General features: G+C 36.7%; 14 protein-coding genes and 1 tRNA gene. 9 read left to right on the forward strand and 6 right to left on the reverse strand.

What is annotated here, in order from left to right:
- The first annotated feature begins 7 nt into the window (after nt 1-7).
- From SIB53_RS02630 to recA, 4 genes are all read left to right on the forward strand, one after another.
- Entirely contained in the window at nt 8-1,030 is a 1,023-nt protein-coding gene (locus SIB53_RS02630; RefSeq protein WP_413678659.1) for an LdpA C-terminal domain-containing domain, read from the forward strand.
- Nucleotides 1,031-1,212: 182 nt separating this feature from the next.
- Nucleotides 1,213-1,284, forward strand: a tRNA-Gln gene (locus tag SIB53_RS02635).
- A 13-nt stretch (nt 1,285-1,297) separates the two neighbouring features.
- Nucleotides 1,298-2,077 (forward strand): HAD family hydrolase, encoded by a 780-nt coding sequence (locus SIB53_RS02640; RefSeq protein ID WP_413678660.1) that lies wholly within the window; start codon nt 1,298-1,300, stop codon nt 2,075-2,077.
- Between the two features lie 112 nt (nt 2,078-2,189).
- Entirely contained in the window at nt 2,190-3,323 is a 1,134-nt protein-coding gene (recA, locus tag SIB53_RS02645; protein WP_413678661.1) for a recombinase RecA, read from the forward strand.
- Nucleotides 3,324-3,343: 20 nt separating this feature from the next.
- On the opposite strand, the gene SIB53_RS02650 is transcribed toward recA, so the two are convergent.
- Both SIB53_RS02650 and SIB53_RS02655 read right to left on the reverse strand, forming a co-directional pair.
- Complete coding sequence (locus tag SIB53_RS02650) at nt 3,344-3,583, reverse strand: DUF2839 domain-containing protein (protein ID WP_413678662.1); 240 nt, start codon at nt 3,581-3,583, stop codon at nt 3,344-3,346.
- Nucleotides 3,584-3,621: 38 nt separating this feature from the next.
- On the reverse strand, nt 3,622-5,070 hold the full coding sequence (locus SIB53_RS02655) for a helicase (protein ID WP_413678663.1): 1,449 nt from the start codon (nt 5,068-5,070) through the stop codon (nt 3,622-3,624).
- Between the two features lie 73 nt (nt 5,071-5,143).
- Here SIB53_RS02655 and SIB53_RS02660 point away from each other — a divergent pair, with 73 nt between their 5' ends.
- Complete coding sequence (locus SIB53_RS02660; RefSeq protein ID WP_413678664.1) at nt 5,144-6,004, forward strand: prephenate/arogenate dehydrogenase; 861 nt, start codon at nt 5,144-5,146, stop codon at nt 6,002-6,004.
- A 7-nt stretch (nt 6,005-6,011) separates the two neighbouring features.
- Here SIB53_RS02660 and crtD read toward each other — a convergent pair whose 3' ends face one another.
- Nucleotides 6,012-7,529 carry a C-3',4' desaturase CrtD gene (crtD, locus tag SIB53_RS02665; RefSeq protein WP_413678665.1) on the reverse strand — a complete coding sequence of 506 codons (1,518 nt, stop codon included), beginning with the start codon at nt 7,527-7,529 and terminating at the stop codon, nt 6,012-6,014.
- Nucleotides 7,530-7,557: 28 nt separating this feature from the next.
- Here crtD and SIB53_RS02670 point away from each other — a divergent pair, with 28 nt between their 5' ends.
- Nucleotides 7,558-8,448: a fructosamine kinase family protein gene (locus SIB53_RS02670; RefSeq protein WP_413678666.1), complete on the forward strand. Its 891-nt coding sequence runs from the start codon at nt 7,558-7,560 to the stop codon at nt 8,446-8,448.
- Between the two features lie 33 nt (nt 8,449-8,481).
- Here the strand turns inward: SIB53_RS02670 and SIB53_RS02675 are convergent, their stop codons facing one another.
- Nucleotides 8,482-8,844, reverse strand: coding sequence for a CAAD domain-containing protein (locus tag SIB53_RS02675; protein WP_413678667.1), 363 nt, complete (start codon nt 8,842-8,844; stop codon nt 8,482-8,484).
- A 123-nt stretch (nt 8,845-8,967) separates the two neighbouring features.
- Between SIB53_RS02675 and SIB53_RS02680 the strand changes: the two genes are divergently transcribed.
- Both SIB53_RS02680 and moeB read left to right on the forward strand, forming a co-directional pair.
- Nucleotides 8,968-9,480, forward strand: a complete 513-nt coding sequence (locus tag SIB53_RS02680; RefSeq protein WP_413678668.1) for a M67 family metallopeptidase — start codon at nt 8,968-8,970, stop codon at nt 9,478-9,480.
- 23 nt (nt 9,481-9,503) lie between these two features.
- Nucleotides 9,504-10,652, forward strand: a complete 1,149-nt coding sequence (moeB, locus tag SIB53_RS02685) for a molybdopterin-synthase adenylyltransferase MoeB (protein WP_413678669.1) — start codon at nt 9,504-9,506, stop codon at nt 10,650-10,652.
- Between the two features lie 2 nt (nt 10,653-10,654).
- On the opposite strand, the gene SIB53_RS02690 is transcribed toward moeB, so the two are convergent.
- Nucleotides 10,655-11,806, reverse strand: a complete 1,152-nt coding sequence (locus SIB53_RS02690) for a cob(I)yrinic acid a,c-diamide adenosyltransferase (protein WP_413678670.1) — start codon at nt 11,804-11,806, stop codon at nt 10,655-10,657.
- Nucleotides 11,807-11,938: 132 nt separating this feature from the next.
- Between SIB53_RS02690 and larE the strand changes: the two genes are divergently transcribed.
- Complete coding sequence (larE, locus tag SIB53_RS02695) at nt 11,939-12,781, forward strand: ATP-dependent sacrificial sulfur transferase LarE (protein ID WP_413678671.1); 843 nt, start codon at nt 11,939-11,941, stop codon at nt 12,779-12,781.
- A 55-nt stretch (nt 12,782-12,836) separates the two neighbouring features.
- Here larE and speD read toward each other — a convergent pair whose 3' ends face one another.
- Nucleotides 12,837-13,304 carry an adenosylmethionine decarboxylase gene (gene speD, locus SIB53_RS02700; protein ID WP_413678672.1) on the reverse strand — a complete coding sequence of 156 codons (468 nt, stop codon included), beginning with the start codon at nt 13,302-13,304 and terminating at the stop codon, nt 12,837-12,839.
- Nucleotides 13,305-13,323 lie beyond the last annotated feature (19 nt).

The raw sequence follows: 13,323 nt of genomic DNA on the forward strand, positions 1-13,323 counted from the left end.
CATCAAGGTGATCACTCAAAATTCGATTTGTAATTCTGAAGCCCTCAAAAAAGGTAACTGGGTAAAATTAATTTGTGGCGCAAGTAATCAAGACTTACCTTCAATAACTGATCTTTGCTCAATTTATGGAGCGGCAGGGGTTCATTGCATTGACCTCGCTGCCGACGAAGCTGTTATCCATGCAGCTCGCAATGCTATTGATTGGGTTTTCCAAACTTATGGAAAAAAACCTTGGCTAATGATCAGCTTAAGTGATGGAAAAGATGCGCATTTTCGCAAAGCTTGGTTTAATCCAGACCTATGTCCTTCGAATTGCTTAAGACCCTGTCAAAATATTTGTCCAGCTCACGCTATTGGAAACGAAGGCGGTATAAAGGCTAATAAATGCTATGGATGTGGCCGATGTATTGATACATGCCCATTAGGAATCATTCAAGAAAAGGATCGAAGATTAACTCTGAAAGATTTTGCTCAATTGTTAACAACTATCAGACCAGATGCAGTAGAGATTCATACTGCTCCAGGAAGAGGCAAAGAATTTGAAAAAACAATCAAGGAAATTTTTACAGTCGACCTGCAGCTACAGCGATTATCTGTCAGCTGCGGTTTACAAGGGCATGGAATAAACCATGAAAAATTAGCAGAAGAACTTTGGCTGCGACATAAATTCCTGAGAATTCATAATCAAAAACCTCTTTGGCAAATTGATGGGCGTCGAATGAGTGGAGATCTTGGAGCAGGTGCGGCCAAAATCGCAGTAAAACTCTGGGAAAGAATACGCCCAATATCTCCACCAGGCCCCTTACAACTTGCTGGAGGGACTAATGAATCGACCATTAATTACCTTCCAGAGATTAAAGGGCCTGAGGGAGTTGCTTTTGGCGGGCAAGCAAGAAAAATAATCCAACCATGGTTAGAAGAGGCTCAACAAAAAGGAATTAGTCTTAGAGAGTGGCCTGAAGGCTGGGAAGCTGCTCTTTCAGAGGCAAAACGACTGATAAATCCTTGGCTTGTAAGAAAATCTTTATAATTGAATTTTCCTAGCTAAATCAATCATTCGAAAGCTCACGATGAGCTGCATTAATGAAGAAATCTTCCGATTAACTAAAAAAAACTGGATAAAGACATGACAGGACTGAATCAAATATGCAATCATCTAATAGAAAGAATCCAACTCTATGTCTCTCAATTGCAAACATAGATCTGGAACAATGGGCCGTCGCCAAGTGGTAAGGCATCGGGTTTTGGTCTCGACATTCCTAGGTTCGAATCCTAGCGGCCCAGTTTTAAACAGTTAGTGATAGAGAAACCTCTACTTGTTCTTGATTTTGATGGTGTCATCGTTGACGGCATTAAGGAGTACTGGTCAAGTTCTCGTCAAACTTGTCTAAACATATTTTCTAGTAAAGAAAAAGAAATTATTTCTTTTTCTAGTGAGATTCCCCTAGCTTTTAAGGCCATGAGACCTTGGGTTCATAAGGGTTGGGAAATGGTTGTTCTCGCTGCTGAATGTTCAAATAAAACTAGTAAATTAAACTTAAAAGGTTTACAATATTTCTCAAAAAATTATCAAACAGAATGCTCTTTAGCTCTTAAAAAATGGGGTTGGACACCTTTTCAATTACAAGAAGCTTTAAATCAAACTAGAAGAGAAGCAATTTCAAATAATTTCAATCAATGGTTAAATTTTCATCAGCCTTTTTCTTTAGTCACTCAACGCCTCAAGACACTTGAGAAGGAAGGCATTGAATTTGCTGTTTTAACAACAAAAAGTATTGAGTTCACTAACAAACTTTTGGCTTGTTTCGATCTTCAACCAAAGCTTGTTTTCGGTCACGAATCTGGAAGCAAAGTCGATGTCTTGAACGAACTCTTACAAAAAAGAATAATTCGAGGGTTCATTGAAGATCGTAGAACAACCCTAGAAAAAGTCTTGGAAGATTCCAACCTGAAATCTATCCCTTGTTACTTAGCAAGCTGGGGATACTTGAAACCTCAGGATCGAAATAATCTTCCTTCTAGTATTAAATTACTAAATTTAGATACTTTACGAGAACCAATCTCGAAATGGTCTTGACTTAATAGCGTACGTCTGTACTATCGGCTTAATTGCTATTCGTTGAGGAACTGAGTATTTCATCATCAATCCCAACGTCTGTTGTTATCCCTCTGAATTAACGTTATTTGTCATGTCAAACGAAGGTAAGTCACTCCAATCCACTGAATCTAAGAAAATAAACGCAAAATCTGGAGAAAAAGAAAAAGCATTAAGCTTAGTGGTTGGGCAAATAGAACGTAATTTCGGGAAGGGTTCGATCATGCGTCTTGGGGACGCGTCAAAGATGCGGGTAGAAACAATATCTACTGGTGCTTTAACTCTTGATTTGGCGCTTGGTGGCGGCTATCCCAAAGGACGTGTAATTGAAGTGTATGGTCCCGAAAGTTCTGGGAAAACAACGCTGACATTACATGCAATAGCTGAAATTCAACGTAACGGCGGAGTTGCTGCATTTGTAGATGCAGAACATGCTCTTGACCCAGTCTATGCAGCTTCTCTTGGTGTTGATGTAGAGAATCTTCTCGTATCTCAACCGGATACAGGAGAGATGGCATTGGAAATCGTTGACCAACTTATTAGATCTGCTGCAGTCGATCTAGTTGTTGTTGATTCAGTCGCTGCACTTACGCCCCGTTCAGAGATAGAAGGAGAAATGGGTGATCATTCAGTAGGTGCTCAAGCGCGTCTAATGAGTCAAGCAATGAGAAAAATTACTGGAAATATTGGCAAGTCTGGTTGCACAGTAATTTTCTTAAATCAATTACGTCTAAAAATTGGTATTACATATGGAAATCCAGAAACAACAACTGGTGGAAATGCTCTTAAATTTTATGCCTCTGTAAGATTAGATATTCGTCGTATTCAAACGTTAAAGAGAGGAACTGAAGAATATGGAATTCGTGCAAAAGTGAAAGTCGCAAAAAACAAAGTTGCACCTCCGTTTCGAATAGCAGAATTTGATATTCTTTTTGGAAAAGGCATTAGTACTCTTGGTTGTCTTCTTGATTTAGCAGATGAGACTAATGTCGTTACTCGTAAAGGAGCTTGGTATAGCTATGAAGGTGACAATATTGGGCAAGGAAGAGACAATACGATTACTTGGCTTGAACAAAATCCTGAATCAAAAGAAATAATTGAAAAATTAGTTAAAGATAAATTAACTGAAGGCTCAGAAGTAAGTGCTAATTCAATGAGACCATTAGCAGCAGCTGCTCGACATGCTTCATTACGACCAAACTTAAGCCAAGTTTCAGCGAACAGTTAAAGGTAAAACGATACTTGGCTTTATCTGATGTCTGCAGGAATCCACCACCCTGCAGCAGGACCAACAAAGCGGACAATAATCCAAAGGATAACTAAAGCAGCAATGCCTACCCATCCTGCACGAATACTTAATTGTATAAATTGATCTCTTTGCGCTTGTGTAACAGGAAACCAAGAGACAATACGAGGTGACTCATTCCTAGTGTTTTTCTTACTACGAGGTTTTAAGCCTTGTTCAGATCTTCGGCGAGCTTCTCCCATTATAAAAAAACAATATTTTTTAATCTAAGAGATTGATTTTAATAAGGCAATAAACGCTCTAAAGCAACCCACGGCTCAAGAGCTTCAAATATTAGCTTTCCCCAACTTCTATAGTGCATACGGCCGTCAAGTATAGCGACTCGGACATCTTTACCTCTAATGATGGCAAGCGATTTGAGAAGAATAGTGAGAGTCTCGGGGAAAAGGAATTCTCGAAACCAGTCACGACCTTGATGCTTAAGCATTTCAACTTTAGCGGCAATCCAGGGTGCCCCTAAAGTAGGCAATGGAATTACTGGAAAAATCAACTGATCTGGTGTTGGTAAATTGTACTGATTAATAATCCACCAATTACAACTACAACAAATAATCCCATTAGTCTCAATATTAGTAGTTTCATGAACCACCCTCAATCCAAACTCTCCAGCCAATTCACTAGTTATCTGAAGTCGTAATTGCAAGTCATCTACTAAAATAATAGTTGCATGAGTACGACCAAGAATTAATCTTTGACACTGTCTTAAAATATGACGATAAAAATGAGCCGTATTGGGCAAAGGTTGTCTTTTAGGGGCGAATAAAGGAATAGGTTCTTGATCGAATTTATTTCCTAAGTTCACTTTCACAGTGAAAGTAATTTTTGTACTATTTAAATCTAAAAAGAAAGAGTCTTTTTGACCTGAATTAGTCAGCATTAAAAGAGTATTTTTTGATAAAAAGCCTGAGAGAGTTTGCATAGGAAGTAAAGGTTGAAAATACCAATCCCAACTAAGTTTTTGATTATCTAGTTTTGCCCATGTGACCCATTCATTGTTGACCGCCTTAAGAGCTCGTCTCCAAGGCATTGCGGAAGGTAAGTCATGTTTAAGAATTTCCCTTAATACTAAAAGCTCCCTATGATCAATTCTTATGACAGCATCAGAACTTAATGAATGACTAAAAAGTTGTCGACTTAGGTGCTCATGAACTTGAATAATTGAAGATTCAAAACGTGAGTGAGAAGTAATTAAATCCTCCCAATCTTTTGGAGTAATTTTAATAGACATAGATTGTCTAAGCTCACTAGAAATAAACTCAGCTTGAGGGAAAATTAATTGGCGATTTTTTAATAAATCTTTTTCATTTGCAAAAATAAGATCTTGGTAACTTAGAACCCAAATTTTTTTATCGGAGGGAGTTAATTCAATGCCTTCTACATAATCGAAACCTAATCGACTAGATCTTAACTTTGGTAATTCCACTTCAAACAAGAGTCGATATTGTCTCTCTGAAAGAATCAACACAATATTATTGTTATGCAAACAAAGTGGAATCAAAAGGCCAGGCCACCAAAAATTTCTGCTGTCACTTGATAATTGAATCAAAGTATTTTCTTTGCGACTTAAGCTTCTAGAGATCAATCTTGTGAGGGTCAAATTATGAGGCCATAGAGCAAGATTGTTTTGATAGTATTTTTTTAGATGTTTATGTGAATTCACCTCAAGCATTAGTAGTACCTTTTATCAATAAATTCTTTTAAACATGTTGCCCTATCAAGAAAGATGTAGAACAATACTATTTATGGAGCTTAAAACAAAATCCTCTGAAAATATTGGAATTGTTGGATTAGGTCTAATTGGTGGCTCCCTAGGCTTAGATCTCCAAAAGCTAGGATATACAATCTATGGGATTACTCATCGAGAAAAAACTGCACAAAAAGCCCGAGAAAGAAAACTAGCCCACATTGTTAGTACTGATCCAAGTGTATTGAAAAATTGTTCTCTTATTTATATTGCTTTACCACTTGAGCTGCTCCTAAATCCTTCATCAGTTTTAATCGATGCCATTCCTAAAAATGCTGTTGTTACTGATGTTGGATCTGTCAAAGTCCCTGTTTTAAATACTTGGACCAAGCTACATCCGCGTTTTGTAGCCAGTCATCCAATGACAGGAACGGAAGAATCTGGTGTTAATGCAGGTCAACATAATTTATTTAAAAATAAGCCATGGGTCGTTACTCCAAATAAAGAAACTGATCAAAAAGCTCTCGCAATTGTGCGCCAAATTTCTTTATCACTTGGGAGTCAATGGATAAGCTCTGAAGCTCAAATACATGATGAAGCTGTTGCCTTGATTTCACATTTACCAGTTCTAATTAGCGCAGCATTGCTCAATACACTCAGTACAGATATAAAGCCTTCTTTATATTCGCTTGCAAAAAGTATAGCATCCAGTGGTTTTGCTGACACCTCTAGGGTCGGTGGTGGCAACCCAGGACTAGGAGTCTCCATGGCAAAATTCAACAAGACAAATATACAGAGACATTTTGCATCTTATAGACATTCTCTAGATCTTTTTGAAAGATATCTACTTGAAGAGAACTGGAATGAACTCGAAAAAATACTAGTCAATACACAGAATGAAAGACAAAATTTTATTTAGAACCTAACTAATTAAAGACAGGAATATTCAAAGTTCTACCTTTGCATTCCATGAGTTGTCTGACAACCATCATGGCTGATTGGCTAACACCAGCTGTACCTTCACCCGGATATATTGAATCTCCACAAAGCCATAAACCTCTGAGAGGGGTTCTACTTGAAAAGCCAAAAGGGCCAAATTGGTCTGGATGTTGACCAAGACCTCCGACTATTCCACCAGGACGCCCTGTCCACCTTTCAAAGCTTCTTGGGGTTGAAAGTTCTTGATGATCCCAACTCGTCTCTAGCAAATCAAACTTTTTATTTAGAATAGTTCTAATTTGTTTTGCTGAAATATTTTTTTTTCTGGCATAGGATTGACTATCTAAATTAGACCATTGATCAATATCAACAAATACACTGGCAATTAAAGTCGCCATTCCAGCAGGTGCACGTTCATCATCTTCCATACTTATAGATATAAATACAGAGCCAAAATGCTCATCGAATATTTGAATATGCCCTGGGCAATCATCTGGCAAGTCAGCACGACGAAGAGCTCCATAGAATACAAGGGCACCACTAGGTTTGGGTAATTTTTTTATACTTTCACGGTATGCTGTGGATAAACCTCCATCAATAGGAATTAAATCTAAAAGAGATTGAGGAGGCAAGCTAAAAATAATATCGGATGCTTTTAGTCGTATGGAATTTTTTCTTTTATCAATTACATTGACATCAAAAATTTTTGGATTTTTTTTACTTACTATTTTAGTCACTCTATGCCCAATCAAAAGGCTTCCACCATCCCTTAAAAAACTATCTTTCAAGCGATCGCTGAGGATTTGCATTGAGCCATGAAGATGCCATAGCCCTCTAGGAGATTGAGCCATTTGAAGAACAGTTGCACCGTATAAAGCTGCCGTTCTACTGGCTGGCTCTTGAGAATAAAGTTTTAATTGAAGGTCTAGAAAGCCTCTTAGTCGTCTATCTTTATGACAACCAGTTATTGTCAATAAGTCTGTAATAGTCAACTTACTCAAAAAACCTGTTAAAAGATTTGAAGGACGTATTGCTCTAATTAATTGCCTTAAATCCCAAAAACTTCTAACTGGAAGTATCGGATCTCTATCAACAAATTCCCAATTACTTTTATGAATTTTAGAACACCATGACCAGAAAATATCACTGCCTGGAAATTGTTCTTGTCTTTCTTTCTGCCATCTTAATGGATCATGCCAAAGATTGATTGGCTCACTCCCATCACCAAGAAAAACGGAACATCCAGGATCTAAAATTTTTGCATCAGGTATGGGAATATCTAAATAATTAAATAAACGATGATGAATTCCTCCCTTCTCAAGTCCTGCTACTTGAGTAGCACCTACATCAAAGGTATAAGAACCCCTTTTAAAAGTTCCTGCACAACCACCTAGTTGATCATGTGATTCTAACAAAGTTACTGGATAACCTTCTTTTGCAAGAAGCGCAGCACCTGTTAATCCAGCTATCCCTCCTCCAACAACAATGATAGATTCTTCAGACATCAATAATTATCAAGTGAGAATAAAGTGAATGGAGGAATTAATCCAAAAAGCTTTTTCAATTTCAAATAAATTAAGCAAAAACTCATTATCAATAGAGAAAATAATTCCGGTAAGCGGAGGTTGTATACATAAAGCTTGGTGCATTCATTTCCAAAATGACAAGAAAGTTTTTGCCAAATCAAATCTTATAGACAATATTAATATGTTTAAGTTCGAACGTGAGTGTCTTTTAGCTCTAAAAAGATTTGCTGATGAATCTTATATCTGTGTTCCTGAACCAATTGATCTCATCATTTATCAAAATATATCTGTTCTTTTTGTAGAATGGATAGATATCAAACAATCCCAACCAAATCTCCTTGGTAAAGGCTTAGCACTCCTGCATAAATCATCGGCTGAAGGAAGCCAAACAAATTTCGGATGGGAAGAAGAAGGTTTTATAGGTTCGAATACCCAAACCAGAGGCTGGGAAAGCAACTGGGGGGAATTCTTTGTCAATTACCGTCTTAGGCCACAACTTATCAAAGCAGAAGCATGGGGGGTTAGAACTGATTATTATGAGGATGTTTTAGTATTTTTAAGCTCATATCTAAATGATCACCTCCCAAGGGTTTCATTGGTTCATGGTGATCTTTGGTCCGGCAATTGTGGAAGCACTCAAAAAGGTTTGGGGAGCTTATATGACCCTGCTAGTTATTGGGCTGACAGAGAAGTTGACATCTCTATGACTAAATTATTTGGTGATTTTAATAGAGAGTTTTATGAAGGATATGAAGAGATTTGGCCAATAGATAAATCTGCAAAGGATAGAACTGACATATACAATCTTTACCATTTGCTTAATCATGCAAATATGTTCGGCGGATCTTACAAAGAAAAATCTTTAACAATACTAAAAAATCTAAGGTCTCGTTTTTAACGAGACCTTAGATTTCCAATTCTTTTTATCAATTTATCCTAGATACTCTTTTTTAAGATTTTGAACTTTATCAAATACGGCTGTTCTTTTTTCACTTGTTGTTAAGTTCTGCCAACTCCATTGACCTAAAACAACAATTCCGAGAAGTTCAAGTAAACCAGGAAGAATTGGGAAGAAATTAACTGTATCAATAACAACCTTGATTAAAACTTGAGCTAAAACAACCACGGCAATGATACCTGCTGCCTTGCCATACTTACCCATCTGAGTCCAATCAATTTTGCTCAAAGATTCATTAACTTTTCCCATTACGTCGCTGTAACGTTCTGAAAAATTAACACCTTCTGTTTTACCTGTCTTTGATTCATCTTTAGAATCAGGATTTACGTCAGACATGAACACAAGCTACGAAGCAAATATGGTCTGAGCGTATCGAATTAAATTGATAAATGCCATAGGTAGAATAGAGATAAGTCCGAACCAAAATAGAGAGGATCCCGAATCAAATGATTTTTTCTCATGAAAATTCCAAAATATATAGAATTCCGTAACGAAACCAATTGTCTTCTCTCTAAATTTTTAAAGGAGGTAGAGCCAGAGGAAGGCTGCTGTATGTTAATAGGCACAAAAAATAGCTCCACTAAAAATCCCAAACAAAATATTTGGGAAGTAACTCACATCTGGAATTGTCGAAATATTTGGGGAGAAGAAGAATCTAAATTAATTGATCAAAATATAAGCGATTTTACCGATCAAAAAAATATTCAATTGTCAAAAAAAAATCGCTTCGAAATAAACTCTAAAGATCAAATTGCATCCCAAAAATGGGCAAGAGAGAATGGTCTAGAAGTTTTATGCTCTGCTCATTCTCATCCTTCAGGTGAAAACAAACCGTCAGAAATGGATTTATTCTTCCACCAATGTCCTGGTCTTATGGTTATTTCAAATAATGATGGAGATTTAAAAGCATGGTGGATCAAAAATAATTTAAACTTTCATAGCGTGAAAATTAAACTTTTTACTTTAACGTAAATAAATCAGGAAAGGTTTGATTAATGGAGCAAAGTCAGAATCAATCAAATTTAAGTCCTGACGAAATAGCTAGGTATGCAAGACATATAAGTCTTCCTGAAATAGGTATTAAAGGCCAAGAAAAATTGAAGACAAGCTCAGTTGCTTGCATTGGGACAGGGGGCCTAGGATCTCCTCTTTTAATTTATCTTGCAGCAGCTGGAATTGGACGTATCGGCATCATTGATTTTGATGTAGTTGAATACTCAAATTTACAAAGGCAAATCATTCATAGGACAAATTCAATAGGCATGTTAAAAACAGATTCTGCTAAACAACAAATACTCAAAATCAATCCTTCCTGTCGAGTAGATTTATTCAATCAAGAGTTAAAAAGTAGTAATGCTTTGGAAATACTTACAAATTATGATGTTATATGTGATTGTTCAGACAATTTCCCCACGCGCTACCTCATTAATGATGCTTGCCTAATACTTAAAAAGCCTAATATATATGGTTCAATTTCAAAATTTGAAGGCCAAGCTAGTGTATTTAATTTAAAGGAAGATAGTCCTAACTATCGAGATCTTATTCCAATACCACCTCCACAAGAATTGATTCCATCATGTTCTGAAGCAGGAGTCATGGGAATTCTCCCAGGAATCATTGGTACAATTCAAGCAGCAGAAGCTATAAAAATCATAACAAATATTGGAGATCCACTAAACGGAAGGCTACTCATCTTTGATGCATTAAAAATGAGATTTAAAGAGCTAAATTTGAAAGCCAATCCAGAGAATAGAAAAATCAAAAAGCTAATAGACTATAAAATTTTCTGTTCAAATATCAAAGTTAAAGATGATGTAGAGTTTGACATAATAAGTATTTCAGTTAAGGAATTAAAGATACTACTTAGTCAATCATCAAAAGAAATTTTATTAATAGATGTTCGCAACCAAATGGAACATGATGAATGTACAATTTTAGGCTCAAAGCTAATACCAATTAGTACTATTGAAAGCGGAGAAGCCATAAATGAAATTAAAAGTCTTTCCAAGAATAAAAATCTTTATGTATTTTGTAAAAGCGGTAAAAGATCATTGCGCGCAATAAAGCAATTAAATAAATTTGGAATTAGAGGTATAAATATTGAAGGAGGTATTGATGCATGGAATAAAGAAAAATTTATTTAGAGCTAATAATCAACTCCCCGTTTTAAATCCACTCCTTTTTCTGCATAGTGCTTGTGACACACCATCTCAGAATGAACACTTGCTAAATCAAAATATAAAGGTTGGTTTTTACATCTTCCTGTAATAATCACTTCGGTCTCTGATGGTTTGCGTAGCAATGTTTGAACAATGGGCTCAACTGGTAGAAGTTCCAAATCAACCGTTGGATTTAACTCATCCAAAATCACCGTCTTATAAAGACCGCTTGAGATGGCTGCCCTTGCAATTTCCCATGCCCTTTCAGCTTCTACATAATCAATAGGCTTTTGTTGGCCTCTCCAAACAATTGCATCTCTACCAGATCGAAGATGGTCTACAAGATGAGGGTAACTTTCTCGAAGAGCGGCAATAGCTGCATCTTCTGTGTAACCACTACCACCCTTCAGCCATTGCAAAATCAATACACGATGACTTTTATCTTGGCTAATCCCTCTACCAATAGCTTGTAAAGCTTTCCCCAAAGCACTGGTTGATTTCCCCTTCCCTTCCCCGGTATATATTTCAATTCCACCAATATTGTTCTCAAAAAGAATTTTATCTTTATTCATTTCAGGACGTCTATGAGCTTTCATTTCAGAATGAAGTTCCGCAACTTTTATCAAAGGGTTTGGCGCAGCTCTTCCAGTAACGATAATTTCCATACCGTTCGGTCTTGAAGTAAGTGTTTTAACAACTTCTTCAACAGGTAATAATCCTAAATCGAGAACAGGATTTAATTCATCAAGGACAACAACTGAATATAAAGCACTAGCAATTGCCCCCTTTGCAATGTCCCAGCCTCTTTGAGCTTCTTGATAATCAAATTGTGTAGATTGGTTGGCGTTAAAAAATTCCCCCCTTCCCGTCCTGACTTGATCAATCAGATGGGGAAATCCTTGCTGCAAAGCATCTATTGCGGCATCTTCATCATACGAGCGACCAGGTCCTTTCAAGAATCTAAGAAGTAATACTCTTGTTTCTCTTTTCTCGCATATTCCTAGCCCTATAGTTCTCAAAACCACCCCCAAAGCCGCCTGGCTTTTGCCTTTTCCTTCTCCGTCATAAACATGTAATTGTCCGTGACTACGCTCCTGGCTTTCCGATGCTGTCGTAATTCCTATACCGTTTAATACCACAACGAAAATTCTGTTTCTTATGTATGCAACTTAACTTCTTATAGATTGGCCGTCATAGAATATATGAAATGCATACAAAGATGAAAGAACATAGGAGTGTCAATTTAATCAAATTAATGAACTTTTAAAAAAGTGTTTTTTAGTCAACTCGAATCTTTATCTGAATTGGAACTGAGGCAATTAAAATTGTTAAGGGAGTTTATTAAAGATGTAGATAATGCATGTGTTGCATTCTCTGGAGGCGTTGATAGTTCATTAGTAGCAACAATAGCGCAAGAGCAACTAGGATCTAAAGCTATTGCAGTTACTGGTGTATCTCCTTCCCTAGCTCCATATTTGCTTAAGCAAGCGCGTCTTCAAGCAACTTGGATTGGTATTCATCATGAAGAATGCCAAACGAATGAAATCAATGAACCAAATTACTTTAAGAATCCTGAAAACAGGTGCTTTGCATGCAAAAAAGAGTTACACAAACATTTAAATCAAATTGCAAAAAGATTCCATAATGCTCAGGTGCTTGATGGAGTTAATCTTGACGATCTTGATGACTTTCGGCCAGGTATTAATGCCTCTAATCAGGCAGGAGTGATATCACCTCTGGCAGAACTGAAAATAGATAAAAAATCAATTCGTTCGATTTCTAAATCATTGGGTTTACCTTGGTGGGATAAACCTGCTCAACCATGTTTAGCCTCTCGCATTCCTTTTGGAGAAGAGATCAGTTCAAAAAGGCTTGAACAAATAGCCTTAGCAGAAGAATGGATTATTAATCAAGGTTTTTCTAAAGTGCGAGTAAGAAGTCAAGGCCTTTCAGCGAGAATCGAATTACCCGCCAATGAAATAGATAGCTTTCTCAAAAATATTGAAAGAAATCAATTAATTAAATATTTTTTATATTTAGGGTTCCATTCAATAAGCCTAGATCTTGAGGGTTTTATTAGTGGAAAGCTAACTAGAGACATTAAAACTGATTAAAAAATCAACTTTAAGGCCAACATGATTGGTGATTTACTATCACTGAGCATCTTGATCAAAGCTCACGATGCAAAGCTTGAATTCCTGGAGGGATTTCTCGTTGTATATTTCTAAAAGAGAAATGCTGAGCCAAAAAATCTTTAAAAAGTAACTTGCAGGCTTTTTCAGGCATCGTATGGTCACCACACGTGAATACATCAATTGCGGCATAACCAATCTCAGGCCATGTGTGTATAGAGATATGAGATTCAGCCAATAAAGCTAATCCCGTAACACCCTGAGGTTTAAAACTATGTGTTACCAAATTTATAAGTGTTGCACCAGCAATTTTGGCTGATGTTGTAATGGTTGTCCTTATAAAAGCTTCATCATTAAGCTTCGCATGATCGCATTGATAAAGTTCAAGTATGCAGTGCCTGGAAATATTCTCACCGCAGCTAGTATGTAAGATTTCTATATCATTTGATTTGCAAGAGTCACGCCATCCAGGATTTGGATGCAATTCTGACAAAGAGGGTTCCATATCTATCTAAAAATCATCC

The organism is Prochlorococcus sp. MIT 0916 (assembly GCF_047305155.1).
GTDB lineage: Bacteria > Cyanobacteriota > Cyanobacteriia > PCC-6307 > Cyanobiaceae > Prochlorococcus_B.

Coding starts and splice junctions, on each gene's coding strand:
- recA (WP_413678661.1), top strand. CDS start 2,190: ATGTCAAACGAAGGTAAGTCACTCCAATCCACTGAATCTAAGAAAATA.
- SIB53_RS02650 (WP_413678662.1), bottom strand. CDS start 3,583: ATGGGAGAAGCTCGCCGAAGATCTGAACAAGGCTTAAAACCTCGTAGT.
- SIB53_RS02655 (WP_413678663.1), bottom strand. CDS start 5,070: ATGCTTGAGGTGAATTCACATAAACATCTAAAAAAATACTATCAAAAC.
- SIB53_RS02660 (WP_413678664.1), top strand. CDS start 5,144: ATGGAGCTTAAAACAAAATCCTCTGAAAATATTGGAATTGTTGGATTA.
- crtD (WP_413678665.1), bottom strand. CDS start 7,529: ATGTCTGAAGAATCTATCATTGTTGTTGGAGGAGGGATAGCTGGATTA.
- SIB53_RS02670 (WP_413678666.1), top strand. CDS start 7,558: ATGGAGGAATTAATCCAAAAAGCTTTTTCAATTTCAAATAAATTAAGC.
- SIB53_RS02675 (WP_413678667.1), bottom strand. CDS start 8,844: ATGTCTGACGTAAATCCTGATTCTAAAGATGAATCAAAGACAGGTAAA.
- SIB53_RS02680 (WP_413678668.1), top strand. CDS start 8,968: ATGAAAATTCCAAAATATATAGAATTCCGTAACGAAACCAATTGTCTT.
- moeB (WP_413678669.1), top strand. CDS start 9,504: ATGGAGCAAAGTCAGAATCAATCAAATTTAAGTCCTGACGAAATAGCT.
- speD (WP_413678672.1), bottom strand. CDS start 13,304: ATGGAACCCTCTTTGTCAGAATTGCATCCAAATCCTGGATGGCGTGAC.